Source organism: Saccharothrix sp. AJ9571 (genome assembly GCF_021725495.1).
Lineage (GTDB): Bacteria > Actinomycetota > Actinomycetes > Mycobacteriales > Pseudonocardiaceae > Amycolatopsis > Amycolatopsis magusensis.
Genome location: NZ_CP091382.1, coordinates 7621415 through 7643711, shown reverse-complemented (window position 1 = coordinate 7643711; position 22297 = coordinate 7621415). Strand labels below are relative to the sequence as shown.

The window sequence follows — 22297 nt, the reverse complement described above, 5'->3', positions numbered from 1 at the left end:
GAAGTGCCCACTGTCCCGTCCTTCGCCGTGATCTCCGGTGCGCAGGTGCTCGACGCCCTGCACGGTCAGGAAAAGCACGTGATCGACCTGGTCGAGGCGGCCTACCGGACGCACGCGGCCGGGCACACGGTCAACCCGCCGTCGTACTTCCTGCGCTTCCCGGACCGGCCGTCCTCCCGGATCATCGCGCTGCCCGCCTCGATCGGCGACGACGTGCGGGTCGACGGCATGAAGTGGATCTCCAGCTTCCCCGGCAACGTGGAGAACGGCCTGCCGCGCGCGTCCGCGGTGCTCATCCTGAACGACCACGACACCGGATATCCGTTCGCCTGCCTGGAAAGCTCGGTGATCAGCGCGACCAGGACGGCGGCGTCGGCCGCGCTGGCGGCCGGCGTGCTCAGCCGCGACCGCGGCCGACCGAAGCGGGTCGGGTTCATCGGCGTCGGCCTGATCGCCCGCTACCTGCACACCTACCTGAACGCGCTCGGCTGGACCTTCGACGAGACCGGCGTGTTCGACCTGTCCGCCGAGCACGCGGCCGGGTTCGTGGCCGGGGTGGACGGTGACGCGCGGGTGCACGGGAGCGCCGAGTCGCTCATCCGCGATTCGGACCTGGTCGTGTTCGCCACCGTCGCGGGCGAGCCGCACGTGCACGACCCGGCGTGGTTCGCGCACAACCCGCTGGTGCTGCACGTGTCGCTGCGGGACCTGTCGCCGGAGATCATCCTGGACTCGGTCAACATCGTCGACGACGTGGAGCACTGCCTCAAGGCCGACACCTCGCCGCACCTGGCCGAGCAGGCCACCGGCAATCGCGACTTCCTCGACGGCACGCTGAACGACGTGCTCACCGGCGCGCTCACCGTGCCGGCGGACCGGCCGGTGGTGTTCTCACCGTTCGGTCTCGGCGTGCTCGACCTCGCGGTCGGCAAGTACGTCTACGACACCGTCACCGCGACCGGCGACCTGACCGAGATCCCGGACTTCTTTGCCGAGCTGAAGCGCTACGAGCGGGCCCGGTAGCCCGGCGGTCCCTGCTCCACGCGGCGCAGCACCGGCCCGAGGCGGTGCAGGTCGTCACTGCTTTGGAGCTGCCGCTCGTCCCACCAGGTCGCACCGGCCTCGGCGAGCGGCTCGAGGAGTTCCCGAGCCTCGGCGGGGTCACCCGGGCTGACCCCGCCGAGCACCACCTCGAACGGGCCGGTCCGCTCGCGGTGCTCGCGGACGAAGGCGACCAGCTCACGGACCTCCTCGACGGCGGGCGGATACCCGTGGGTGGCGCTCTTGAACAGCGGCACCACGCCGTCCCACCTCGCCGCGCGGAGCATCGGCTTGCGGTGCGGCCAGAAGCCACCGATCCAGACGGGCGGGCGTGGCTGCTGCACGGTCGCGGGCAGCAACTCGACGTCGTGCACCCGGTAGTGACGGCCTTCGTGGGTGACCGGTTCACCCGACCAGTAGCGGTTGATCAGGTCGAGGCCCTCGTCGAGGCGCTGGGCGAGGACCACCGCGTCGGTGGTGTCGCCGAAGCTGCCGAACTCGTCCTCGATCGGCCCGCCGATGCCCGCGCTGAAGATCACCCGGCCGCCGCTGAGCGCGTCCAGGGTGGCCACCTGGCGGGCGAGCTGCTCCGGCCGCCGCCGCGCCACCGGTGTGACCAGGGTGCCGAGGTGGAGCCGTGAGGTCGCCAGCGCGGCCGCGGTGAGCAGCATCCAGGGGTCGCCGAACGGCTGGCCGCGGCGTTCCCGCTTGTCGTGCACGACGTGGTCCCAGACGAACAGGCCGTCCCAGCCGGCGTCCTCGGCGGCCTTGGCGACCCGCGCCACGGCTCGGGGGTCGGCGAAGTCGCCGAAGTTCGGGATGTTGATCGAGTAGCGCACCCGCGCATCGTCCGGCACCGCCCCCGCCGGGGGCAACCGGATTTCGCCCGCCCCGCGGTTCCCGATTGGGTATGCGGCGAGATGAATGTCTTTTCCCGGCGGTGGCGCACGCAATCGAACAGTGCTCCCGCGATAGTCACTCATTGGGGTGTAGTTCATTTCGGCGCGTCGCCGGCGAAGCGACTGACCTGCGGTGATGTCCCTGGACAACGGCGTGGAGGTAAGGCTTGCCTTCAATTTCCCCCGGTTGCGGACGGCCTTTCCCGGTGGGACGGTTTGCTCACTGACTCAATTCCCGCCACAGAAACCTTTGCGAGGTGCGGCTGAGATGACTTCCACCGAAATGCCCGCCGTGCACGAGTGCACGGTCACCGGGTGTTCCTACAACCACGACGGCTGCCACGCGTACGCCATCACCGTCGGCGGCAGCAACGGCGCCGCCGATTGCGACACGTTCGTCTCCCTGAACACCCAGGGCGGGCTCGACAAGGTCGTCGCGCAGGTCGGCGCCTGCTCGCGAACCGACTGCGTGCACAACTCCAGCCTCGAGTGCACCGCTCCCGGGGTGCGTGTGGGGCCGGGCACCGGTGACCACGCGGCCAACTGCCTGACCTACACCCCGCGCTGACGCCGTGGAAGGCGGCCCGGGCACCGGCTGACCGGGGCCGCCATCCGCGATCGCCGTGCGATCTTCCGCGAAGTGCTGAACACGGCGGAAACCTGGTGGCATCAGGACAAGTAGCCGCGATGTGCGGATGGCCAGGCGTCCGGGACGGCCCTAGCGTCGGTACATGACCGAAACCCTGGGCATCAGCGTTCTCGACCCGGCCGGGATCTCGCCGGCGCGCATGAGGAGCGTGCTGGGGCACTTCGCGACCGGGGTCGTGGTCATCACCGCGAACGGGCTGGGCGGACCGGTCGGATTCACCTGCCAGACCTTCGCCTCGCTCTCGCTCGACCCGCCGCTGGTGATGTTCTCCCCGGCGCGGACGTCGAGGACCTGGCCGAGGATCCGCGAGGTCGGCCGCTTCGGCGTCAACATCCTCGCCGAGGGCCACGAACACCTGAGCAACCAGTTCGCCCGTTCCGGCGCGGACAAGTTCGCAGGTGTCGCGTGGCATCCCACCTCGTCCGGCGTGCCGGTGCTGCACGACGTGTGCGCGTGGATCGAATGCACCGTCGAAGCCGAGTACGACGGCGGCGACCACACCATCGTCACCGGGCGGGTCCAGGCCATGGGCGCCGAAACCACCCCCGCGCCACTACTGTTCCACCGCGGACGCTACGGCATCACCAGCGCCTGACACGAATGTGGCTTTGGGGGCCGAATCCGCCCCCAAAGCCACATTCGTGTCCCGACGGCCTCGGGCCAGATGCGGCGCGCCTGGCGAGTCCCACGCTCCCGCAGCCGAACTCCACACTCAGGCAGCCGAACTCCACGCTCGGGTAGCCGAGTTCCACATTCCTCAGGGGAGGGTGAGGGTGGAGGTGTCGCCGTCGAATTCGAGGCGGGAGCCGTCGGCGTCCGGTAGAGCGCCGGTTTCGCGGGGGTCGTAGCCGGTGACGGTCAGCTGCACGCGGTGCCCGGCCGGGACGAGGTACGAGGTGGGCAGGAGCGCGAACCGCACCCGCGCCGTCTCGCCGGGGGTCACCGGTGCGGCATCCGCCGCCCAGGCGCGGTGCCATGGAACGCCTTCTGGCAGCGCGTACGGCGAGGGGTGCTCCGCGCGCAGCGAAACCTGTTGCCGCCCTTCGGTGATGACCGTGGTGGTGCCGTCAGGGGCGACGTCTTCGAGGAAGGCGAACACATGCGCGTCGGTCCGGTCCACGCGCATCGACAGCTCGGCCACCGGGGTGCCGGTGATCTCGGTGTCCCGGTCGAGCACCGGCCCGGTCCACCCGGTGCCGCTGCCGGGGATGTGGCACGGCTGGATGACCGCGCCATTGCCGGGATCGGACGGGCACCGCACGCCGGTGCTGACGGTGAACCCACGCGGTCCGGTGGCGGGTGAGCCCAGCACACCGCCGCCGCCGAGGGGCGCCGGCGTGCCGCCGGTGGGCCAGCTGGTGGCCGGCTTCCAGGTCAGCCCGGTGGCGTCGACGCGGTCCGAGGACGGGGTGGCGTAGTGGATCGGCGGGTCGGCGTCGATGCCGGTGTCGATGCCCTTGAGGTGCCGGTCGAAGAACCGGTGTGCTTCCTCGATCAACGCGAAACCCGCGTTCTCACAGTGCTTCCACGGCCCGATGAGCAGCCGCGAGCCCGGCACGTTGAGCAGGGACGCGATGCCCTGGCCACGCAGTTCGTCCCGCCAGCCGCCGATCACGTACAGCGGCACGCCCGAGTCGCGGATCGCCCCGGCGTAGCTGCCCGAGCTGCCCTCGCTCCAGAACCGGGACTGCACCAGCGGGGAGAAGCTGTCGCGGAACGGCATGCCGCGCCACAGGTCGGCGAGCACGGTGGACTGCTGGTGTTCCCGCGCGGCCTGGGCGAGCAGGACCTTGTCCGGATCGCCGTCCACCGGCTGGTTCTCCATGTCCTGCGCGACCGTGCGCGCCGGGCCGAAGCCCCACTGCGCGGAGATGCCGCCGACCCGCCAGGCGTCGTACTTGTCCCACGAGAAGCACCCGGCGAGCACGGCCTTCAGGTGCGGCGGCCGCACGGTCATCGCGTGCATGGCGGCGTCTCCGGTGTTGGAGCAGCCGTACATGCCGACGTTCCCGGTCGACCACGGTTGCGTGGCCAGCCACTCGGTGACCTCGTAGGCGTCCGTGGCCTCGATCCGGTCGTTGTAGCCGCGGCGGGCGCCGAAGGATTGACCGTTGCCGCGGCGCGCGACCTGCGCCACCACGTACCCGTGCGCGGCCAGTTCCGGCATCGCCTGGAAGCCACCGGTCCGCGGGCCGGCGCCGTCCTCCGGTTTGCGGTCGATCGACAGGCTGTGCTGCCACAGCACCGGGAACCGGCCCGGCGCGGCGGGCCGGTCCAGCCGCACGGCCAGCCGGGTGCCGTCGCGCATCGGCAGGTAGAACGATTCGCTCACCCGCTCGGTGAACCCGGCTTCCGGCCGGTACGAGCCGAAGGAACCCGCCGCGGTCGCGGGGCGGTCGGGGACGAGCAGGAAGGCGGCGACACCGGCGAGCACGAGGGTGATCGCGGCGGCCAGTATCAGGCGTGAACGTCGGGACATCGATGTCCTCCGGGAATCAGTGAATCAGTGCGCGGGAACGGCTTCGCCGAGAGCGGTCTCCCGGACGAAGGAGATCGCCAGCAGCGCGAGCACGGCGATCGGGAGCGTGGCGAGGAAGACCAGCTGGAGTCCGTGGGTGTAGGACTCGCGGACGGCGTCGGCCAGTGGTGGTGGCAGCGCCGCGACCTGGGCCGGGGTACCGAGCAGGCGGCGGACGGCTTCGTCGGTGGCGGGCAGCCCGGCCGCGTCGAGCGCGGCGGGGAGGTCGGCCCGCAGCCGCGCGGCGATCAGCGCACCGAAGGCGGCGACCCCGACCGCGCCGCCGAGCGTCCTGGTGAAGGTGGCCGACGAACTCGCGACCCCGACGTCACCGGGGTCGACGGCGTCCTGCGCGGCGAGCACGAGCACCTGCTGGGTCAGCCCGGTGCCCGCGCCGAGCAGCGCCATGCCCGCAGCCACCTGCCACGCCGGGGTCGTGGTGCTCAGCGGCGCGAGCACGGCCAGCCCGGCGACCAGCAGCGCGCAGCCGGCGGCCGGGAACCGCTTCCACCGCCCGGTCCGCGCGATCAGCCTGCCGGTCACCGCCGAGGTGATGATCATGGTGCCGACCTGCGGCAGCATCAGCAGCCCGGCGGCCATCGCGCCGTGCCCGTGCACCACCTGCAGGAACTGCGGCAGGTAGATGATCCCGCCGAACATCACCGTGCCGACCAGCAGGCCGGTCGTGCCGGCGATGGTGAAGGTGCGGCTGCGGAACAACCGCGGCGGCAGGATCGGGTCGGCGGCCCGCAGCTCACGCCACACGGCCAGCACCGCGGTCAGCAGCACGGCCGTGCCGAGCCCGAAGGTGGCGGGTGACGGCCACGGCCACGCGACCCCACCGGCGGAGAGCAGCACCACCAGTCCGCCCGCGGCCAGCGCGAGCAACGCCGCGCCGAGGTGGTCCAGCGGCGCGTGCGGGCGTGGCGGCCTGCGGTCGGGGGCGAGCCGGATGAGCAGCGCGGCGACGACGGTCACCGGCACCACCCGAGGAAGCACCAGCGCCAGCCAGGACCACCCGGCGTGACCAGCAGCCCGCCCAGCAGCGGCCCGGCCACCGAAGCGGTGCCGAAGGACAACCCGAACCAGCCGGTGTAGCGGCCGCGTTCGCGAGCCGGGACCAGCACCGCGACCAGTGCGTTCGCGCAGGCGAGGATGCCGCCGCCGGCCGCGCCCTGCAGCGCGCGCCCGGCCACCAGCCAGCCCATCGACGGCGCCAGCCCGGCGACCAGCGAAGCCACGACGAACATCGCGGTGGCCGCGAGCAGCATCGGGCGCGGGCCGCGCCGGTCGGCGAGCTTGCCCCAGACCGGGGTGGCCGCGGTCATCGTCAGCAGCGCGGCGGCGGCCACCCAGGCGACCTGGTCCTGCCCGCCGAGTTCCCCGGCGATGGTGGGCAGCGCGATGCCGATGATGGTGTTGGTCAGCGAGCCGGTGAACAACGCGACCAGCGCACCGGCGAGCACGGGCGCCGCCCGCTCAGCCACCGAGGACCTCGGCCTCGAGCCAGTCGCCCACCGACCTGTCGAGGAACGCCGGGTCGGACCGGCGGGCGTCCACGTTGTCCGCGTGCAGTTCGAGCACCGGCACCCCGGCCGCCCGCAGCGCCCTGGTGGTCGCCCAGCTGCCGCGGGCGTCGTCGGAGACCAGGTGCACCACCCCGTCGGCGCCGTGCGTGCGGGCCTGGTGCACGTACCACTCGGCCGACCACGGCGGGGTGTAGAGCTGGTCGGAGAACGCCGCGAACCGGGCCGCCAGCGCGCGTACCGGATCGCCGCCGTAGCGGAGATAGCCGTCGGCGGCGATCGCCAGGTACATGGACCAGACGAAGACCGCGCCATAGCGGTCCTGGAAACGCCGGTAGAAGTCGAGGTCGAACCAGAGGCCGCGGCCGATCCACATCAGCCGCGCCCGTTCGTCCTCGCAGACCGCGGCGCCCGCGGCGATCCGCGCGGCCACCTCGTCGTGCAGGGCCTTGGCGGCGTCGCGCGCCCATTCGGTGCCGCGGTGCCACTGCGGGATCATCACCGCCGGGATGCCGTCGGTGACCGCGATCGGGCACGGCCGGGCCGCCGCGATCAGGTCGCGGGTGCGCCGGTTCCATTCCTCCTGCTCGTTGACCAGGTCCATCACCTCGGTGAACCGGCGCTCGGAGAACCGCCGCCCGGTGGTGGTTTCGAGGAACCGGATCAGGCCGTGCAGCTCGCCGGTCATCAGGTCGAGCCGGTCGGTGCCGACCGCCTCCTCCCACCGGTGCGGCATCAGCTCCCACCAGCGCGACGGCACCGTGTCGGCGGCGGCGCTCTCGAGCGGGTAGAAGGTCACGCCGGGCTGCCCGGCCCAGACTTCGAAGATCTTGCGCGAGGCGTCGCCGGTGGTCTCCGCGAGCACGATCGACGGCATCGGCAGCCCGCCCCACGGCCCGGAATCCGGGGCGAACGCGCTGGCGAGGGAGGTCGAGCTGTACTGCTCGGTGTAGTCGGGGTAGCCGCGTTCCCGCAGCCGGGCCAGTTGCTCCTGGGTCTGCTGCTTCGCCGCGACGATCGAGGCCCACCACTGGTTGACCACGTACGGGATGCCCATCGCCCGGAAGATCTCCTGCGGCGCGTCGGCGTTCACCAGCGCCAGGGGCGTGCCCGCGGCGACCTGGTCCTTGAGCTCGGCGAACCACTGGCGCTGGTAGGCGGTCGCCGCGGCGGCGCTGGGCAGGCGGGTGCTCATCGGGCGGCTCCGGCGAGTTCCAGGTCGATCCGGCCGTACTCCTGGCGGTCGACGAGCGTGGCGGGGACTCCGGCGGCTTCCCGCTGGGCGGGGAAGTCCCACGGCGGCGCGTCGTCGTGGCGGCGGACGTAGGACAGCAGGCTTCCGGCACCACGTTCGCGCAAGGCGGCGGCGGTGTGCGCGGCCCGTTCCGCGATGGACGCCCGTGGCGCGGCGGGCCCGGCGAACTGGTATCGCTCGGCGAGCGCCAGTTCGGTCGGTGCTCCGACATCGGCCACGGCGAGCAGGTCGCCCCAGTCGTGGTCCTCGCCGACGATCAGCCAGCCCGCGTCCTCCAGCGCCTGGTAGACCGCGGGCGTGTCGTGACCGCTGCCGGTCAGGTACACGGGACGACCGGGCCGCGGCTCACGGCCGGGGAGCGTGGAAAGCACCTCCCGCACCAGTTCTTCCGCTTCGTCGACCGGCATGGCGGTGGTCACCGAGACCAGCGACAGCGCCTCAGTGCCGGTGAGCCGCCGCTCGCCGCGGTGGGTGCCGACTTCGCGGAGCAGGCCCCGGACCCGGTCGTGCGCGGCGATGGCGGCGGCCAGGTCGTCGTCCCCGATCCGCCGTCCCGCCACGGCTTCGAGCCACGACCGGAACTGACGCACCTTGGCCAGCACGTACCGGGTGGTCGTGTGGTGCGGCAGGTGCAGCACGTCGACCAAGTGCAAGGGCGGCAACGCGATCGACGGCTCCACCCGGCGGATTTCCCGCAGTACGTAGAACAACCGCAGCGACGCCTCGCAATCCCGGGACAGCACAAGGACATCGAGGTGGCCATAGGCGCCTTCGAGCAACCGGGTGAGCACCGAGCAGGCCACCGCGTCGAGGCCGCCGCCGAGCCGTTCGCGGCCCGCGCTCGCGTCCTCGTCCGGAGACCCGGTCAGGCGCAACGGCAACATCCCGGCGGCGGTCAGCAGTTCGACCGGCACGTCGGCGCCGACGTATCCGGCCACCGGGCGGCCGTCCGCCCGCCGTTGCGCGACGGCGTCATTCCGATCCGGCAGCAATGGGTCCTCCGAAGGGGTGAGATCGGTGCCGTGAATGTGGCTTTCACGGCACATTCCGCCGTGAAGCCACATTCACGGCACAAGCAGGGCGAGGCGAGGGGGGGTTAGATGACGGAGTCGGCGGCTAGGGCGGCGACGGTGTCTTCGCTGTAGCCGAGCAGTTCGCGGTACACGTGGTCGTTGTGCTCGCCGAGCGCGGGCGCGGGCCCGTCCAGGCCGACCGACGCGCCGGAGAACACGATCGGCATGCCGGTGGCGGAGAGGTCGGCGACCGCGCCGTGCCGGGGATGGGTGATCGGCACGACCTCACGCCGGGCGCGGACCAGCGGATCGCGGACCGCCTCACGGGGTTCGCGGACCTCGGCGGCGGGCACACCGTGCTCGGAAAGGCGGTCCACCACGTCCGCCGAGGGCAGCGTGCGGCACCAGTCACCGATCAGCGCGTGCAGTTCGTCCGCGCGCCGCACGCGTTCGTCCCGGGTCCGGTAGCGCTCGTCGTTGACGAGGTCCTCACGGCCCATCGCCCGCAACACCCCGCGGGCGAACGAATCGGTGGGCGCGCACAACGCGATGTGCCCATCGGCGGTGGGCAGGATGCCGAACGGCGCCAGCCGCGGCACCAGTGAGCCGGTGCGCTGCGGCAGCCCGACGGCTTCGAAGGCGTCGAACGGCTCGCACGCCACCAGCGAGGTCAGCGCGCCGAGCATGGACACGTCCACGTGCTGCCCCTGCCCGGTGGTTTCCGCCTGCAGCAATGCCGAAACCGTGCCGACCACGGCGAACAGCGGCGCCAGCAGGTCCCCGATCGGCAGGCCGAACCGCACCGGATCGCCGTCCGGCTCACCCGCGGTCATCATCACCCCGGACAGCGCCTGGATGATCGAGTCCATCGCCTTGCCCGACCCCGGCCCGCCCTGGGTGCCGAACCCGCTGATCGAGGTGTAGACGAGCCGGGGGTTGAGCTCCCGCACGGCCGCGTAGTCGATGCCGAGGCGGCTGGTGACGCCGGGGGAGTAGTTCTCCACCAGCACGTCCGCGTCCCGCACCAGGTCGGTGAACACCGCCTTCGCACGCGGGTCCTTGAGGTTCAGCGTCACGCTCAGCTTGCCTCGCCCGCGCACCAGCATCGACACCGACATGTCGTCGTCGTGCTTGCGGCCCAGCGCCAGCCCGTCACGGCCGAGGTAGGGCGCGTTGTTGCGCGAGGTGTCCCCGCCGGTCGCGGGGTTCTCCACCTTGATCACGGTGGCCCCGAGCCCGGCGAGCAGCAGGGTCGCGTAGGGCCCGGCGAGCGCGGTGGTCAGGTCGATCACGGTGCGGCCGGCGAGCGGCTGGTCGGTCATGGCTGGTCCTCCAGGGCTGGGACGCGCCCGGCTCCGGCGAGCAGGACCTGGTCGCCTCGGCGGACCAGCTCCCCGCCGAGCCGTGCGCGGGCGGTGATGTCACGGAGGTAGGCGAGTACGGCCTCGCCTTCCGGGGAGTCGGGTTCGAGCGGCACGGGCCTGCCGTGGTCGTCGATGTGGCACGGCACGACCCCGGCCTCGGCCAGCCCGTCGCGGTCGAACCGGCAGACCGCGACCACGGTGTGCCTGCTCTCCGGGTGGAACGGGTAGAACGGCAGGTCCGGATCGGGCGCGAACCCGTAGAGCGCCTTGCGTTTCTCCGCCCACGCCGCCCGTTCCGCGCTGTCGCCGCCTTCGGACGGGGTGAGCGCGCGGGTGACGGTGACGAAGTTGCCGAGGCCGTGGAAGATCGGCTTGCCGCGGTGGACCTCGATGCCGCGCATGATGTGCGCGTGGTGGCCGAACACCGCGTCCGCCCCGGCGTCGACCGCCGCGCGCGCCACCGGGCTCTCGTACATCGCCACCGCCGCCGGGGTGTGCCCGACACCCTTGTGCAACGCGACGAGCACGACGTCGGCTTCGGCGCGCAACGCGGAGATGTCGGCGGCCATCGCCTCCAGGCTGTCCGGGTCGGCGAAGGTGTAGATCCGCGGTGGACCGCCGGGGCTGGCGTGGTCGAGTTCGTAGTGGGTGAGCACGTGGACGTACGCGCAGCCCGCCTTGCGTGAGGTCGCCCAGGATTCACGCGGGCCCACGCAGTTGTACGACAGCACGCCGATCCGCAGGCCGTCGCGCTCGACCACGGCCGGGGTGCGGGCCTCGGCGAGGTCGGCTCCGGCGCCGACCGGGACCAGCCCGGCCGCGCGGGCGTGTGCCACGGTGTCGGTCACCCCGACCTCACCGGCGTCGAAGATGTGGTTGCCCGCCAGGGTCACCACGTCGAAACCGGCCCCGGCGAGCGCGCCGAGCGCGGCCGGGTCGGCCGGGGGCGCGGGCACGTCGGTGCTGATCTGCGTGGTGGTGGTCGAATGCGGGACCTCGACGTGCCCGATGGCGACCTCGGCCCGCCGGAACAGCGGGGCCGACGGCGCCAGGAAGCTCGCCGGGTCCGGTTCGTCGAGGATGAGGTCCCCGACGGCGGTGATGGTGATCAAGAGACTGCTTCTTCCGTGTGCCGGGACAGGAACGCACGCAGGCGCGGGCTGCGCGGATTGCCGAAGACCTCGGCCGGGGTGCCGGATTCGACGATCCGGCCGGCCTCCATGAACACGCAGCGATCGGCCACCTCGCGGGCGAAGGCCATCTCGTGGGTCACCACGATCATCGTCAGCCCGTCGGCGGCCAGTCCGCGCAGCACGCCGAGCACCTCGTCGACCAGCTCCGGGTCGAGCGCGCTGGTCGGTTCGTCGAACAGCATGATCCGCGGGCGCACCGCCAGCGCCCTGGCGATCGCCACGCGCTGCTGCTGTCCGCCCGAGAGCTGACGCGGGTAGTGGTGCAAGCGGTCGCCGAGGCCGACGCGCTCCAGCAACGCGATCGCGTCGCGCTCGGTCTCCGCGCGGTCACGCCGGTGCACCCGCACCGGCGCTTCGGTGACGTTGCGCAGCGCGGTGAAGTGCGGGAACAGGTTGAACTGCTGGAACACCATGCCGACGCGCCTGCGCTGGGCCGCCGCGCCACGCGGGCTCAGCGGCCGCAGCCGCCCGCGGTGCTCCTCGTAGCCGATCAGGTCGCCGTCGAGGTACATCGCGCCCGCGTCGATCGACTCGAGCTGGTGCACACAACGGACCAAAGTGGACTTCCCCGAGCCGGACGGCCCGATGACCACCACGACCTCGCCCTCGGCTACTTCGAGGTCCACGCCGTCGAGCGCCTGGTGCGTGCCGAAGGCCTTGCGCACCCCGCTCATCCGCAGTACCGCCGTCACGAGGCACCTCCACGCGCGAAGCGCCGTTCGAGCCTGCGCTGGGCCACGGTCAGCAGCGTGACCACGACCAGGTACCAGACGCAGGCCACGATCAGCATCGGCACGATCTCGTAGCTCTGGTTGTAGATCACCTGCACCGCGTGCAGCAGGTCGTTCATCGCGATCACCGAGACCAGCGCGGTGCCCTTGAGCACGCTGATGAACTGGCTGCCGCTGGGCGGGATGATCACCCGCATCGCCTGCGGCAGCACGATCCGGAAAAACGTCTGCGCGGGGGTGAAGCCCATCGCGGACGCCGCTTCACGCTGTCCACGGTCCACGCCGAGCACCCCGGCACGGATGATCTCGGCCAGGTACGCCGATTCGACCAGCGAAAGGCCGATGATGCCCGCGGTGAGCGGGGTGATCAGGTCGTTGGCGTTCCAGGTGAGCAGGGCCGGGCCGAAGGGCACGCTCAGCGAGATCTTCGGCAGCAGGTAGGCCAGGTTGAACCAGAAGATCAGCTGCACCAGCGGCGGGATGCCGCGGAAGACCCCGACGTAGAGCGTGGCCGCCCAGCGCGCCGGAGCGAAGCCGGACAGCTGCGCGGCGGCGAGCAGCCCGCCCACCACCGAGCCGATGACCATCGCCAGCACGGCCAGCAGCACGGTGGTGCCGAGTCCGGAAAGGACGGACGGGGCGAACAGGTGCGCGGCGACGACGTCCCACTGGAACCGCTCGTTGCCGATCAGGAAGGTGAGCAACTGCGCGGCCAGCACCACCAGCACGGCGGTGGCCACCCAGCGCCACGGCCGGAAGCGCGGCCGGGCGGTGGCGATGTCGTGCGTGCTCACCGTCGCCGGGGGATCGGTGGTCACCGTCATGCCGGCGTCCCGGCGTTGAACTCGGGCTGCGGCACGGTGACGTCGGTCAGGCCCCACTTCCGCATGATCTGCTGGTAGCGCCCGGAGGTGAACAGTGCACCGAAAGCCTGGTGCAGCACCGGTCCGAGCTGTCCCGACTTCGGCACGTAGAGCGCGAGCTTGTCCGCGGTGGCGCCCTGCTCCTCGGTCTGGGTGACGTAGGTGTAGACGCCCTTCTGCTGGGTGGTCACGTCGATCGCCGCGGCCTGGGTCATGCCCGCGGCCTCGGCCCGGCCGGACTGCGCGGCGAGCAGGGTGGCGTTGGTGTCGGCGAGCCCGATCGGCTGCACGGCACCGCGCCCGGTGCGCTCGCAGAACGCCGAGAGCTGCCGCAGCTGCTCCTCGACCACGCTGGCGGTGACCACGGCGACCCGCTTGCCGCACAGGGCGTCCGTGGCGGGGATCGGCACGGGAGCGTTGGCGGGCACCACGTAGGAGGTGCGCGTGGTCATCCAGGTGATGGTGTCGAACTGCTTCTCGCGTTCGGCGGTGACTTTCACCGGCCCGTTGAAGGCGTCGTAGCGGCTGGACAGCATGCCCTGCAGCGCGGCGGGCAGGCTGTCGACGACGATCGTCTCGGTACGCACGCCGAGCAGTTCGCCCAGTGCGTCCTGGAAGTCCTTGTCGATGCCGGTGATGGCGCCGTCGGCGCCGACCGTGCGGTAGGGCGGGTGCGAGTCGCCGGCGAAGCGGATGACCCCGGCCTGCCGGATGGCCTCGGGCAGCGCGTCGTGCAGGGCCGTGTCGGCCCCGGCCGGGGCCGGTTCGGCCGCGGAGTCGCCGACCTGGGCGCCGCAACCGGTGAGGGCGAGCAGGACCGCGGCCGCGGCGGTGAGCCGTCGTGCGGTGGGGGCTGATCGCATGGCGATGGTTCTCCCTGCGTTGGGCCTTGCCAGGCGTGGGTCGGGACAGTCGGGCGGTCGGGACGGTCAGGCACAGCCGGGAATCCGGGAACCGATCATTGCCGACTAGGATGGCGACGAGCGTCGCACGAGGTGTCGCCAATTGCAAGACCCGGTGCCCCCGTAGGCTTCCGGGCCGGAGGAACGGGAAAGGGAGCGCGGATGCCGGACACGCCGCAGCGGGCCGAACCGCAGCTGTTGCTGACCTCGCTGCTGGGCGACTACTGGTACTGGCGCGACGAGCACATCCCGTCCGCCGCGCTGGTGCGGCTGCTCGCGGAGTTCGGCATCGGCACGGACAACGCCAGGGCGGCGATGCGGCGGCTGGCCGCGAAGGGCCTGCTGACCACCTCACGCCGCGGGCGCACCACCGCCTACGGCATCCCGCCGCGCACCAGCGGGGTGATCGTCAGCCGCACGCACCGGATGCTCACCTTCGGCGCCACCGCGCCGGACTGGGACGGGCAGTGGACCGTGGTCGCGTTCTCGGTACCCGAGCAGGAACGCGAAGTGCGCACCGCGCTGCGGTCCCGCTTGCGGGTGCTCGGCCTCGCCGCGCTCTACGACGGCCTGTGGGTTTCCCCGCGTGACCTGGCCGAGCCCGCGATCGCGCTGCTCGCCGAACTCGGCATCGAACGCGGCAGTGTGCTGCGTGCGGCCGAGGTCCCCGGCGGCCCGGCGGCCGGGGGTCCCGCCGCGGCGTTCGACCTCGAACCGCTCGCCCGGCAGTACCGCGAGTTCGTCGAGCGCTACGAGTCGCTGCCTGCCCACCTCACGGCGGGCCGGGTGAGCCCGGCCGAAGCGCTGCGCACGCGCACCGAGCTGCGCGTGGACTGGCGGGCGTTCCCCGAGCGCGACCCGGACCTGCCCGCGGTGATGCTGCCGCCCGGCTGGTGCCGCGCCGAGGCGCAGCGGCTGTTCCTGGAGATCTACGACCGGCTCGGCCCGCTCGCCGAGGCGCGCTTCCGGCAGGTGCTCGCCGAAACCGACCCGGACCTGGCCGAACTCGCCTCGCACCACGACAGCGCCCGCATCGCCGAGCTCTACGCCGAACTGGGCGGCGACCAGGAGCACGGGGACACGCCGTTCGAGCGGGCCGTGCGCGCGCGGCGACTGGACGATCTGCGCCGCGGATCCTGATCCATCAGGAATCCTGCGCGTTTCTTCGTGACCCAGGTCACCACCTCTTGTCAAAAACCTTGACCAAGCCGCAGGCTGTGCGGACATTCATCAGGAACCCTGATGATGTTGAGTAAGGCCGATCAAGGAGGTTCGGGTGGAGTTCCTCGATCCCGCGCGGTGGTCCGGCAAGGTCTTCACCGGCACGTGGGCGGACGGCGGGTCCGGCACCCGCGAGGTGCGCGAACCGGCCACGGGGGCGAGCCTCGGTTCGGTCGGTGTCGCCGGTGCCGCGGACATCGCGGTCGCCGTGGAGCGCGCGATCCCCGCGCAGCGTGAGTGGGCCGCCCGCCCGCACGCCGAGCGTTCGGCGGTGCTGCTGCGTGCCGCCGGGCTGCTGGCCGAGCACACCGGCGCGATCGCCGAATGGCTGGTCCGCGAGTCGGGCTCGGTCCGGCTGAAGGCGGGCATCGAGATCGAGGGTTCCGCGGGGGAGTGCGTTCAGGCGGCCGCGCTGCCGTCCGCCCCCTACGGCGAACTGCTGCCCTCGGCGGGCCGGATGAGCTTCGAACGCCGGGTGCCCGCCGGGGTGGTCGCGGTCATCTCGCCGTTCAACTTCCCGCTGCTGCTCTCGATGCGTTCGGTCGCCCCGGCGCTCGCCCTCGGCAACGCGGTGATCGTCAAGCCCGATCCGCGCACCGCGGTCTGCGGTGGCGTGGTCATCGCGCGGATCTTCGAGGAGGCCGGGCTGCCCGCCGGGGTCCTCCAGGTCCTGCCCGGCGACGCCGAGGCCGGGGAGGCGCTGGTCGAGCACCCGCGCGTGCCGGTCCTCTCGTTCACCGGGTCGACCCGCGCCGGGCGCGCCATCGGGGCCCGTGCCGGTGAACTGCTCAAGCGCGCGCACCTCGAACTCGGTGGCAACAGCGCGCTGGTGGTGCTGGAGGACGCCGACCTGGAGGCGGCCGCGTCCTGCGGCGCGTTCGGCAGTTTCCTGCACCAGGGCCAGATCTGCATGGCCGTGGGCAGGCACCTGGTGCACCGCTCGCTCTACGACCGCTATGTCGAACTGCTCGGCAAGAAGGCCGAACAGCTGCCCGTCGGTGATCCGTTCACCGAGGAGGTCGTCCTCGGCCCGATCATCGACGAAGGCCAGCTGACGCGGGTGCGCGACCTGGTCGACCGCAGTGTCGCCGCCGGGGCGCGGCTGGTGCAGGGCGGCACCGCGGACGGGCCGTTCTTCCGCCCGACCGTGCTCGCCGACTGCGGCCCGTCGATCCCGGCCTACGCCGAAGAGGTGTTCGGCCCGGTCGCCTGCGTCCGTCCCTTCGACACGCTCGACGAAGCCGCGGAGTTCGCCGCCGACTCCGAATACGGGCTGAGCCTGGGCATCCTCACCGCCGACCCGGCCGCCGGGCTGGCACTGGCCGACCGCATCCCCAGCGGGCTGGTGCACATCAACGACCAGACGGTGAACGACGACCCGGCCGCGCCGTTCGGCGGGGTCGGCGCCTCCGGTGTCGGCCGTGTCGGGGGAGCCCGCGCGAACGTCGACGCCTTCACCGAAACCCAGTGGGTCACCGTGCGCGCCGAATCCGCGCGCTACCCGTTCTGAGCACGCTTTCCCAGAGAGGACCGAAAACCAATGTCCGCACCCGCCACCGACCGCGACTCCGCCGAAACGCCCTGGGGGCGGAACGTGCTCGTCGAGTTCGACGAGGGCATCGCCTGGGTCACGCTCAACCGCCCGGAGAAGCGCAACGCGATGAACCCGGCGCTCAACGACGAAATGGTGCGCACGCTCGACGCGCTCGAAGGTGACCCGCGCTGCCGCGTGCTGGTGCTCACCGGCGCGGGCGAAGCCTTCTCCGCGGGCATGGACCTGCGCGAGTACTTCCGCGAGGTGGACGAGTCGGGTGACCCGGCGGTGCAGATCCGCGTCCGCCGGGCCAGTGCCGAATGGCAGTGGAAGCGGCTGTCCACCTGGTCGAAGCCGACCATCGCGATGGTCAACGGCTGGTGCTTCGGCGGCGCGTTCACCCCGCTCGTCGCCTGCGACCTGGCGATTTCCGCCGAGGACGCCCAATATGGACTGTCCGAAGTGAACTGGGGCATCCCGCCGGGCGGGGTGGTCAGCCGGGCGCTGGCCGCGACGGTCAGCCAGCGGGACGCGCTGTACTTCATCATGACCGGCGAGCCGTTCGACGGCCGCCGGGCCGCGGAAATGCGGCTGGTCAACGAAGCGGTGCCGGCCGAGCTGCTGCGCGAGCGCACCCGTGAACTGGCGGCGAAGCTGGCCGCGATGAACCCGGTGGTGCTGCGGGCGGCGAAGGTGGGCTACAAGATCGCCCAGGACATGCCGTGGGAGCAGGCCGAGGACTACCTCTACGCCAAGCTGGAGCAGTCGCAGTTCCTCGACCCGGAACACGGCCGCCAGAAGGGCATGACCCAGTTCCTCGACGAAAAGGCCTACCGGCCCGGTCTTTCGGCCTACCGGAACGACTGATGCGCGACGAAGGCCTCGGCTCGTGGCCGGTGCGGCGGGCGCGGATGACGCCGGACCGGATCGCGCTGGTGCACGACGAGCGGTCGCTGTCCTACGCCGCGCTCGCCGCCCGGACGGCCGCGCTGGCACAGGGGTTCCGCTCGCTCGGCGTGCGGCGGGGTGACCGGGTCGCCTACCTCGGCCCGAACCACCCCGCCTACCTCGAGACCCTGTTCGCCACCGCATCACTGGGTGCGGTCTTCGTCCCGGTCAACAGCAGGCTGGCGGCGCCGGAACTGGCGTACGTGCTCGGCGACGCCGGGGTGTCCGTGCTGGTGCACACGGAGACGGCGGGTCCGCTGGTGGACGCGGCCACCCCGGCATTGCGGGAACGCCTCGTCGTCGGCGGCGCGGCCTACGAGGAGTTCGCCCGCGGCGCAGCCGCCCCGGCGGACGAACCGGTGGGGCTGGGCGATCCGTGCCTGATCATGTACACCTCCGGCAGCACGGGACAGCCGAAGGGCGCGGTGCTCTCGCACGGCAACCTCACCTGGAACTGCGTCAACGTGCTGGTCGAGTCCGATCTGTCCGGTGGTGAGGTGGCGTTGATCGCCGCGCCGCTGTTCCACACCGCCGCACTGGGCATGACCTGCCTGCCGACCCTGCTCAAGGGCGGGACCGCGGTGCTGATGGAGGCGTTCGACCCGGCCGCGGCACTGGCGGCGATCGAGCGGCACCGGGTCACGCTGCTGTTCGGCGTGCCCGCGATGTACGACGCGATGGCCGCGCAACCGGGCTGGGCGTCGGCCGACCTGTCCAGCGTGCGGACCCTGCTGTGCGGTGGCGCGCCGGTGCCGCCCGCGACCATCCGGCGCTACCTGGACCGCGGGCTCACCTTCGTGCAGGGCTACGGCATGACCGAAGCGGCGCCGGGGGTGCTGATCCTCGATCCGGAGGCCGTGCGCACCAAAGCCGGGTCCGCCGGGGTGCCGTCGTTCTTCACCGACGTGCGCGTGGTCGACCCGGCCGGTGAGCCGGTGGCGCCCGGTGGGCGCGGGGAGATCGTGGTGCGCGGGCCGAACGTCATGCTCGGCTACTGGAACCGCCCGGCGGACACCGACCAGGCGCTGGCCGGTGGCTGGCTGCACTCCGGTGATGTGGCCACAGTGGACGGTGATGGCTACTTCACCGTGGTCGACCGGCTCAAGGACATGATCATCTCGGGTGGGGAGAACATCTACCCCGCCGAGGTGGAGGCCGCGGCCTGCGACCACCCGGACGTGGAGCTGTGCGCGGTGATCGGCGCCCCGGACCCGAAGTGGGGCGAGGTGCCGCGCGCGGTGGTCGTGCTGCGGCCGGAAGCGCGGCTGACCGCTGACGAGCTGCGCGCGCACTTCCGCGAGCGGCTCGCCGGGTACAAGGTGCCCAAGTACATCGAGTTCCGCGACGAGCTGCCGCGCACCGGCTCCGGCAAGATCCGCAAGGCCGAACTGCGGGCGGGGTACGCGTGACCCGGGTACCTGATCGGGTGGCGGAGGTGCCCGGGCACGATCAACCCATGGCGGAACCGCTCACCCTCTACCTGGTCAAGCGGCTGGAGCTGGCGATCCGCGCGCGGATGGACGAGGCACTGCGCCCGAAGGGGCTGACCACGCTGCAGTTCACCGCGCTGACCGCCCTGCGCCGGCGGCGGGGACTGTCGTCGGCGCAGCTGGCGCGCCGCTCGTTCGTCACCCCGCAGACGATGAACGAGATGGTGCGCTGGCTGGAGGAACGCGGGCACATCGAACGCACCCGCGACCCGGCCAACCGGCGGGTGCTGCTGATCGGCCTCACCCCCGCCGGGGAAGCCCTCCTGGACGACTGCGACCCGCTCGTCGAGTCGATCGAACAGGACCTGCTCACCGCGATCCCCGCCGTGCAGCACCCGCTGTTCCGCCAAAGCCTGGAACTCGGCTACACCGCCCTGAGCGACCACGTCGCCGAGCCGTAACCCCCACCAGAACACTCGCGCAGCCGACCCCCACGTTCAGGCAGCCGAACTCCACGTTCGTGCAGCCGAACTCCACGTTCGTGCAGCCGAACTCCACGTTCAGGCAGCCGAACTCCACGTTCGTGCAGCCGAACTCCACACTCGTGCAGTCGATGCGGCACCCGCGCCCGCCGGGTGAGTGGTGATCAGACGCCCTGGCGCCACACGGTGGGACGCAGACGCCCTGCCTGTGTGCGCCAGTGTTCCCGCCGATACCGCACGACGACCACCGCGAGTAGCAGGCTGGCGGCGAGCTCGGCTGTGGACATTTCCCGACTGGGTGTTTTCCGCGTGCTGTCTTCGTGCACTTGTAACGCTCCTCCGCCGGTATTCGACCCACCATGCACGAGCCGGCAGCGTCACGGGAGTTCGAAGAACCGGTCTGATCCGCTGCGGCACCAAGGCAGAATTCAAGCACCGCAACGACTCCAGTGCCGACGAGCACGAGCGCGCCGACCGTGGCAACGGGCGGGGAAAAGATTCCAGCGACATCTACTCCTACCCCGGGGATTACGAACGGAAGATCGCGAAAAGGCCCGATTGTCAGTTGTACGGATCGATTCGCACCAATGTGCGCGGGCACGAGGCGGTCGATGGGTGATCGGCGAGAAAGGGAAATAATGACCCACCACGGGACATACGCGCCACCGGCTCCGCAGTGGACCGCGCCGGACGACACCACGAGGTACCTCTGCGCCGCGGCCCACCTCGACCCCGGGTACGCCAACGCCGCGCTCAAGGAGTACCTCGTCGAGCCGACGCGTGCGGTGCCGCCGTCGCCGGGGGTCGACGCCGCCAGGGTGCTCGGCGAGGCCGTGCAAGCACGGGCCAGGAGCAAGCTCTTCGACGGGCTCGCCTGCCTGGCGATGCTGATCTTCTTGGTGGTGAGCTGGGGGACCGTACTGCTCATCGGGTGGATCGTGCTCGCGCTGGTGGTGGCCGCGGTCGACTTCGTGCGCCGCGCCGCCCAGGACGGACCGAAGATCTCCCCGCGGGTGGTGGTCGGGGTGCTGGCCGTCGCCTTGGTCCCGTTCGTCCTCGAAACCGAGTTGATGACGGCACTTTTCGACGGGCCTTAGGCTTCGAGATCCACCAGCCGGGCCGCGGACGACGACACGGTCCAGATCCTCGTCGGCCTGCTGATGGCCTTGGCCGGGCTGGGCGTACTGGTCGCCCAGCGGTGGTCGACCTGGCACCTGCTCGTTGCGAAGTTCAGCCGCGGCGCGCGGGACACCGGGCGCGCGCCAGGGGCGGAGTTGTTCGGCGGCTTCTACGACGGCCAGATGCGGCGGTACCACCAGCAGGCGCCTGGTGGCGACGCCGCGCCACTGGTGGTCTATCGGGGGTATCACCCGTTCGTCGGTTCAGGAGCGCTGCGGGATCCGTGGTCGATGGCGATCCCCCTGGAGCGCCTGCCCGAGGAGGAGCGCGACGGTGCCGATCCGCTCAGCACGGCGTCGGTGTACGACGGGATCCGCCGGGCGATCGAGGAGCTCCGCGGAAGCTCGGAACTGTCCCCGGACAACCGGTTCCGGGAGCTGCGGGTCGGCGAAACGGTCTTCGTGCCCGCCGCCGAACTCGTCGACCACTTCCACACCTCGCAGGCGGTGCCCTACCTGCCGGATCCGGACGCGCCGCCGAACAGCTTCCTGGACCGGGAAGAGCTGGACCGCGTGCGGCTGGCGCCACGGGAGTGGGCTCGGTACTACCTGTGCGCCCAGGTCGAGACCTGGGACCGCGACCTGGTGCTCACCTTCTACCTGCACGTCGCGGTCTGCGACAGCACGCTGTACCTCGAGTGGACGCCGTGCGTGCTGACCCCGCTCCGCCCCGAGTACCGCTCGGTGGACCAGATGCGAGCCGGCTCCTTCGTCCCGGTGAGACAGGCGCTGCTGGACTGGCTCAAGTTGCCCGCAACCATGCCCGCGCGCGTCTGGAACCTCTGTTCGTGGATCCCGCGGCCCAAGCGGGAGGCGGGGGTACTGGACCCCGAGCGCTACGGTGCGTCGAAGAGCCTGCGGGAGCTGGCCGCAGGTTCTCTTTCCGAGTACTTCCAGCTCCTCGACGTGGAGCGCTACGACAAGATCCTGGACAGCCGGATCCTGCCGACGATCAGCCGGATGCTGCGGGCGGCGGGCTACTCCGCGGCCACGTTCGAGCAGCAGGCGTCCGTGGTGGTCAACAACGGCGTGAACATCCACGGGCCGAACCACGCGCCGATCGTGCAGAGCGGGCGCAACGACGGCTCGATCTGGGCGCGCGGCAGCGAAAAGCCCGGGGAATCGAAGAACGGGGCGAACCGATGAGCGAGCGCTTCCACAACCGGATCGACATCGGCGGGGACAGCACCGCTCCGATCGTCCAGGCGGGCCGCATCGACGGGGTGATCGCGGTCGGCGGTGACCCCCAGGTGGTCCCGGATCAACTGATCGCCTTGCTCGAACAGCTGCGGGTCGGGGTCGGCCAGGCCGGCCTGCGCGGACGAGAGGTGGTCGAGGACAGTCTCATGGACCTGACCGATGACGTCCGTGCGTTGCGTGACCGGGGAGCCGCGGCCGAGGTGAACGCCGCGGTGGCGAAGAGCCGGTGGGAGAAGGTCCGGTCGCTGCTCGTCGGCGCTGTGCAGTTCGCGCCGCTGGTGGTCGCCATCTCGGGCCACATCGAGAAGCTCTTCGGCTGAGGCTCGTGACGGTGCTTCGCGCGGTCTCGT

Annotated in this window: 22 protein-coding genes; 11 read left to right on the top strand and 11 right to left on the bottom strand. The window is 71.6% G+C overall.

All coding sequences use genetic code 11. From position 1 onward, the window contains the following. Positions 1-3: 3 nt before the first annotated feature. A complete protein-coding gene (gene sbnB, locus L3Q67_RS34510) occupies positions 4-1023 on the top strand; it encodes a 2,3-diaminopropionate biosynthesis protein SbnB (RefSeq protein WP_499185597.1) in 1020 nt (339 codons plus the stop codon). Here the strand turns inward: sbnB and L3Q67_RS34505 are convergent. Then, positions 1005-1880 carry an LLM class flavin-dependent oxidoreductase gene (locus L3Q67_RS34505; RefSeq protein WP_499185596.1) on the bottom strand — a complete coding sequence of 292 codons (876 nt, stop codon included), beginning with the start codon at positions 1878-1880 and terminating at the stop codon, positions 1005-1007. The genes sbnB and L3Q67_RS34505 overlap by 19 nt on opposite strands. 328 nt (positions 1881-2208) lie before the next feature. Here L3Q67_RS34505 and L3Q67_RS34500 point away from each other — a divergent pair, with 328 nt between their 5' ends. Together L3Q67_RS34500 and L3Q67_RS34495 are read left to right on the top strand one after the other, a co-directional pair. Beyond that, positions 2209-2508 carry a DUF1540 domain-containing protein gene (locus tag L3Q67_RS34500; RefSeq protein ID WP_499185595.1) on the top strand — a complete coding sequence of 100 codons (300 nt, stop codon included), beginning with the start codon at positions 2209-2211 and terminating at the stop codon, positions 2506-2508. Positions 2509-2671: 163 nt separating this feature from the next. Continuing rightward, positions 2672-3184 (top strand): flavin reductase family protein, encoded by a 513-nt coding sequence (locus tag L3Q67_RS34495; RefSeq protein WP_499185594.1) that lies wholly within the window; start codon positions 2672-2674, stop codon positions 3182-3184. Between the two features lie 162 nt (positions 3185-3346). Here L3Q67_RS34495 and L3Q67_RS34490 read toward each other — a convergent pair whose 3' ends face one another. The 10 genes from L3Q67_RS34490 to L3Q67_RS34445 all read right to left on the bottom strand — a co-directional run bounded on the left by L3Q67_RS34490 (position 3347) and on the right by L3Q67_RS34445 (position 13915). Continuing rightward, positions 3347-5068 carry a CocE/NonD family hydrolase gene (locus L3Q67_RS34490; RefSeq protein WP_499185593.1) on the bottom strand — a complete coding sequence of 574 codons (1722 nt, stop codon included), beginning with the start codon at positions 5066-5068 and terminating at the stop codon, positions 3347-3349. Positions 5069-5092: 24 nt separating this feature from the next. Next, positions 5093-6085 carry an MFS transporter gene (locus L3Q67_RS34485; RefSeq protein WP_499185592.1) on the bottom strand — a complete coding sequence of 331 codons (993 nt, stop codon included), beginning with the start codon at positions 6083-6085 and terminating at the stop codon, positions 5093-5095. Continuing rightward, on the bottom strand, positions 6082-6594 hold the full coding sequence (locus L3Q67_RS34480; protein WP_499185591.1) for an MFS transporter: 513 nt from the start codon (positions 6592-6594) through the stop codon (positions 6082-6084). The genes L3Q67_RS34485 and L3Q67_RS34480 overlap by 4 nt, the downstream gene beginning before the upstream one ends. Next, positions 6587-7828, bottom strand: coding sequence for a 2-hydroxyacyl-CoA dehydratase family protein (locus L3Q67_RS34475; RefSeq protein WP_499185590.1), 1242 nt, complete (start codon positions 7826-7828; stop codon positions 6587-6589). Before L3Q67_RS34475 ends, L3Q67_RS34480 begins: the two co-directional genes overlap by 8 nt. Next, positions 7825-8880, bottom strand: a complete 1056-nt coding sequence (locus tag L3Q67_RS34470; protein ID WP_499185589.1) for a 2-hydroxyacyl-CoA dehydratase family protein — start codon at positions 8878-8880, stop codon at positions 7825-7827. Before L3Q67_RS34470 ends, L3Q67_RS34475 begins: the two co-directional genes overlap by 4 nt. A 104-nt stretch (positions 8881-8984) precedes the next feature. After that, positions 8985-10223, bottom strand: coding sequence for a CaiB/BaiF CoA transferase family protein (locus L3Q67_RS34465; protein ID WP_499185588.1), 1239 nt, complete (start codon positions 10221-10223; stop codon positions 8985-8987). Further along, entirely contained in the window at positions 10220-11377 is a 1158-nt protein-coding gene (locus L3Q67_RS34460; RefSeq protein WP_499185587.1) for a CapA family protein, read from the bottom strand. Before L3Q67_RS34460 ends, L3Q67_RS34465 begins: the two co-directional genes overlap by 4 nt. Further along, positions 11374-12150, bottom strand: coding sequence for an amino acid ABC transporter ATP-binding protein (locus tag L3Q67_RS34455; RefSeq protein WP_499185586.1), 777 nt, complete (start codon positions 12148-12150; stop codon positions 11374-11376). Before L3Q67_RS34455 ends, L3Q67_RS34460 begins: the two co-directional genes overlap by 4 nt. Beyond that, positions 12147-13013: an amino acid ABC transporter permease gene (locus L3Q67_RS34450; protein WP_499185585.1), complete on the bottom strand. Its 867-nt coding sequence runs from the start codon at positions 13011-13013 to the stop codon at positions 12147-12149. Before L3Q67_RS34450 ends, L3Q67_RS34455 begins: the two co-directional genes overlap by 4 nt. Continuing rightward, complete coding sequence (locus tag L3Q67_RS34445) at positions 13010-13915, bottom strand: type 2 periplasmic-binding domain-containing protein (RefSeq protein WP_499185584.1); 906 nt, start codon at positions 13913-13915, stop codon at positions 13010-13012. The genes L3Q67_RS34450 and L3Q67_RS34445 overlap by 4 nt, the downstream gene beginning before the upstream one ends. Before the next feature lie 201 nt (positions 13916-14116). Between L3Q67_RS34445 and L3Q67_RS34440 the strand changes: the two genes are divergently transcribed. From L3Q67_RS34440 to L3Q67_RS34405, 8 genes are all read left to right on the top strand, one after another. Beyond that, positions 14117-15094, top strand: a complete 978-nt coding sequence (locus L3Q67_RS34440) for a PaaX family transcriptional regulator (protein ID WP_499185583.1) — start codon at positions 14117-14119, stop codon at positions 15092-15094. Positions 15095-15230: 136 nt separating this feature from the next. Beyond that, the gene (locus tag L3Q67_RS34435; protein ID WP_499185582.1) at positions 15231-16685 is read left to right on the top strand and encodes a benzaldehyde dehydrogenase; all 1455 of its coding nucleotides are present in this window, start codon (positions 15231-15233) and stop codon (positions 16683-16685) included. A 30-nt stretch (positions 16686-16715) separates the two neighbouring features. Beyond that, positions 16716-17576, top strand: a complete 861-nt coding sequence (locus tag L3Q67_RS34430; protein ID WP_209667210.1) for a p-hydroxycinnamoyl CoA hydratase/lyase — start codon at positions 16716-16718, stop codon at positions 17574-17576. After that, positions 17576-19066 (top strand): acyl-CoA synthetase, encoded by a 1491-nt coding sequence (locus L3Q67_RS34425; RefSeq protein ID WP_499185581.1) that lies wholly within the window; start codon positions 17576-17578, stop codon positions 19064-19066. The genes L3Q67_RS34430 and L3Q67_RS34425 overlap by 1 nt, the downstream gene beginning before the upstream one ends. Before the next feature lie 47 nt (positions 19067-19113). Continuing rightward, positions 19114-19548, top strand: a complete 435-nt coding sequence (locus L3Q67_RS34420) for a MarR family winged helix-turn-helix transcriptional regulator (protein WP_499185580.1) — start codon at positions 19114-19116, stop codon at positions 19546-19548. Between the two features lie 659 nt (positions 19549-20207). Beyond that, the gene (locus L3Q67_RS34415) at positions 20208-20666 is read left to right on the top strand and encodes a hypothetical protein (RefSeq protein WP_499185579.1); all 459 of its coding nucleotides are present in this window, start codon (positions 20208-20210) and stop codon (positions 20664-20666) included. A gap of 63 nt (positions 20667-20729) precedes the next feature. After that, on the top strand, positions 20730-21893 hold the full coding sequence (locus L3Q67_RS34410) for an AbeC-like domain-containing protein (RefSeq protein ID WP_499185578.1): 1164 nt from the start codon (positions 20730-20732) through the stop codon (positions 21891-21893). After that, on the top strand, positions 21890-22267 hold the full coding sequence (locus L3Q67_RS34405) for a hypothetical protein (protein ID WP_499185577.1): 378 nt from the start codon (positions 21890-21892) through the stop codon (positions 22265-22267). The genes L3Q67_RS34410 and L3Q67_RS34405 overlap by 4 nt, the downstream gene beginning before the upstream one ends. The last annotated feature ends 30 nt before the right edge of the window (positions 22268-22297 follow it).

What these genes read in the sequence shown, in the direction of transcription:
- L3Q67_RS34500 (WP_499185595.1), top strand. Translation starts at nt 2,209, where the DNA reads ATGACTTCCACCGAAATGCCCGCCGTGCACGAGTGCACGGTCACCGGG.
- L3Q67_RS34495 (WP_499185594.1), top strand. Translation starts at nt 2,672, where the DNA reads ATGACCGAAACCCTGGGCATCAGCGTTCTCGACCCGGCCGGGATCTCG.
- L3Q67_RS34490 (WP_499185593.1), bottom strand. Translation starts at nt 5,068, where the DNA reads ATGTCCCGACGTTCACGCCTGATACTGGCCGCCGCGATCACCCTCGTG.
- L3Q67_RS34475 (WP_499185590.1), bottom strand. Translation starts at nt 7,828, where the DNA reads ATGAGCACCCGCCTGCCCAGCGCCGCCGCGGCGACCGCCTACCAGCGC.
- L3Q67_RS34465 (WP_499185588.1), bottom strand. Translation starts at nt 10,223, where the DNA reads ATGACCGACCAGCCGCTCGCCGGCCGCACCGTGATCGACCTGACCACC.
- L3Q67_RS34450 (WP_499185585.1), bottom strand. Translation starts at nt 13,013, where the DNA reads ATGACGGTGACCACCGATCCCCCGGCGACGGTGAGCACGCACGACATC.
- L3Q67_RS34445 (WP_499185584.1), bottom strand. Translation starts at nt 13,915, where the DNA reads ATGCGATCAGCCCCCACCGCACGACGGCTCACCGCCGCGGCCGCGGTC.
- L3Q67_RS34440 (WP_499185583.1), top strand. Translation starts at nt 14,117, where the DNA reads ATGCCGGACACGCCGCAGCGGGCCGAACCGCAGCTGTTGCTGACCTCG.
- L3Q67_RS34430 (WP_209667210.1), top strand. Translation starts at nt 16,716, where the DNA reads ATGTCCGCACCCGCCACCGACCGCGACTCCGCCGAAACGCCCTGGGGG.
- L3Q67_RS34425 (WP_499185581.1), top strand. Translation starts at nt 17,576, where the DNA reads ATGCGCGACGAAGGCCTCGGCTCGTGGCCGGTGCGGCGGGCGCGGATG.
- L3Q67_RS34420 (WP_499185580.1), top strand. Translation starts at nt 19,114, where the DNA reads ATGGCGGAACCGCTCACCCTCTACCTGGTCAAGCGGCTGGAGCTGGCG.
- L3Q67_RS34415 (WP_499185579.1), top strand. Translation starts at nt 20,208, where the DNA reads ATGACCCACCACGGGACATACGCGCCACCGGCTCCGCAGTGGACCGCG.
- L3Q67_RS34410 (WP_499185578.1), top strand. Translation starts at nt 20,730, where the DNA reads ATGGCCTTGGCCGGGCTGGGCGTACTGGTCGCCCAGCGGTGGTCGACC.
- L3Q67_RS34405 (WP_499185577.1), top strand. Translation starts at nt 21,890, where the DNA reads ATGAGCGAGCGCTTCCACAACCGGATCGACATCGGCGGGGACAGCACC.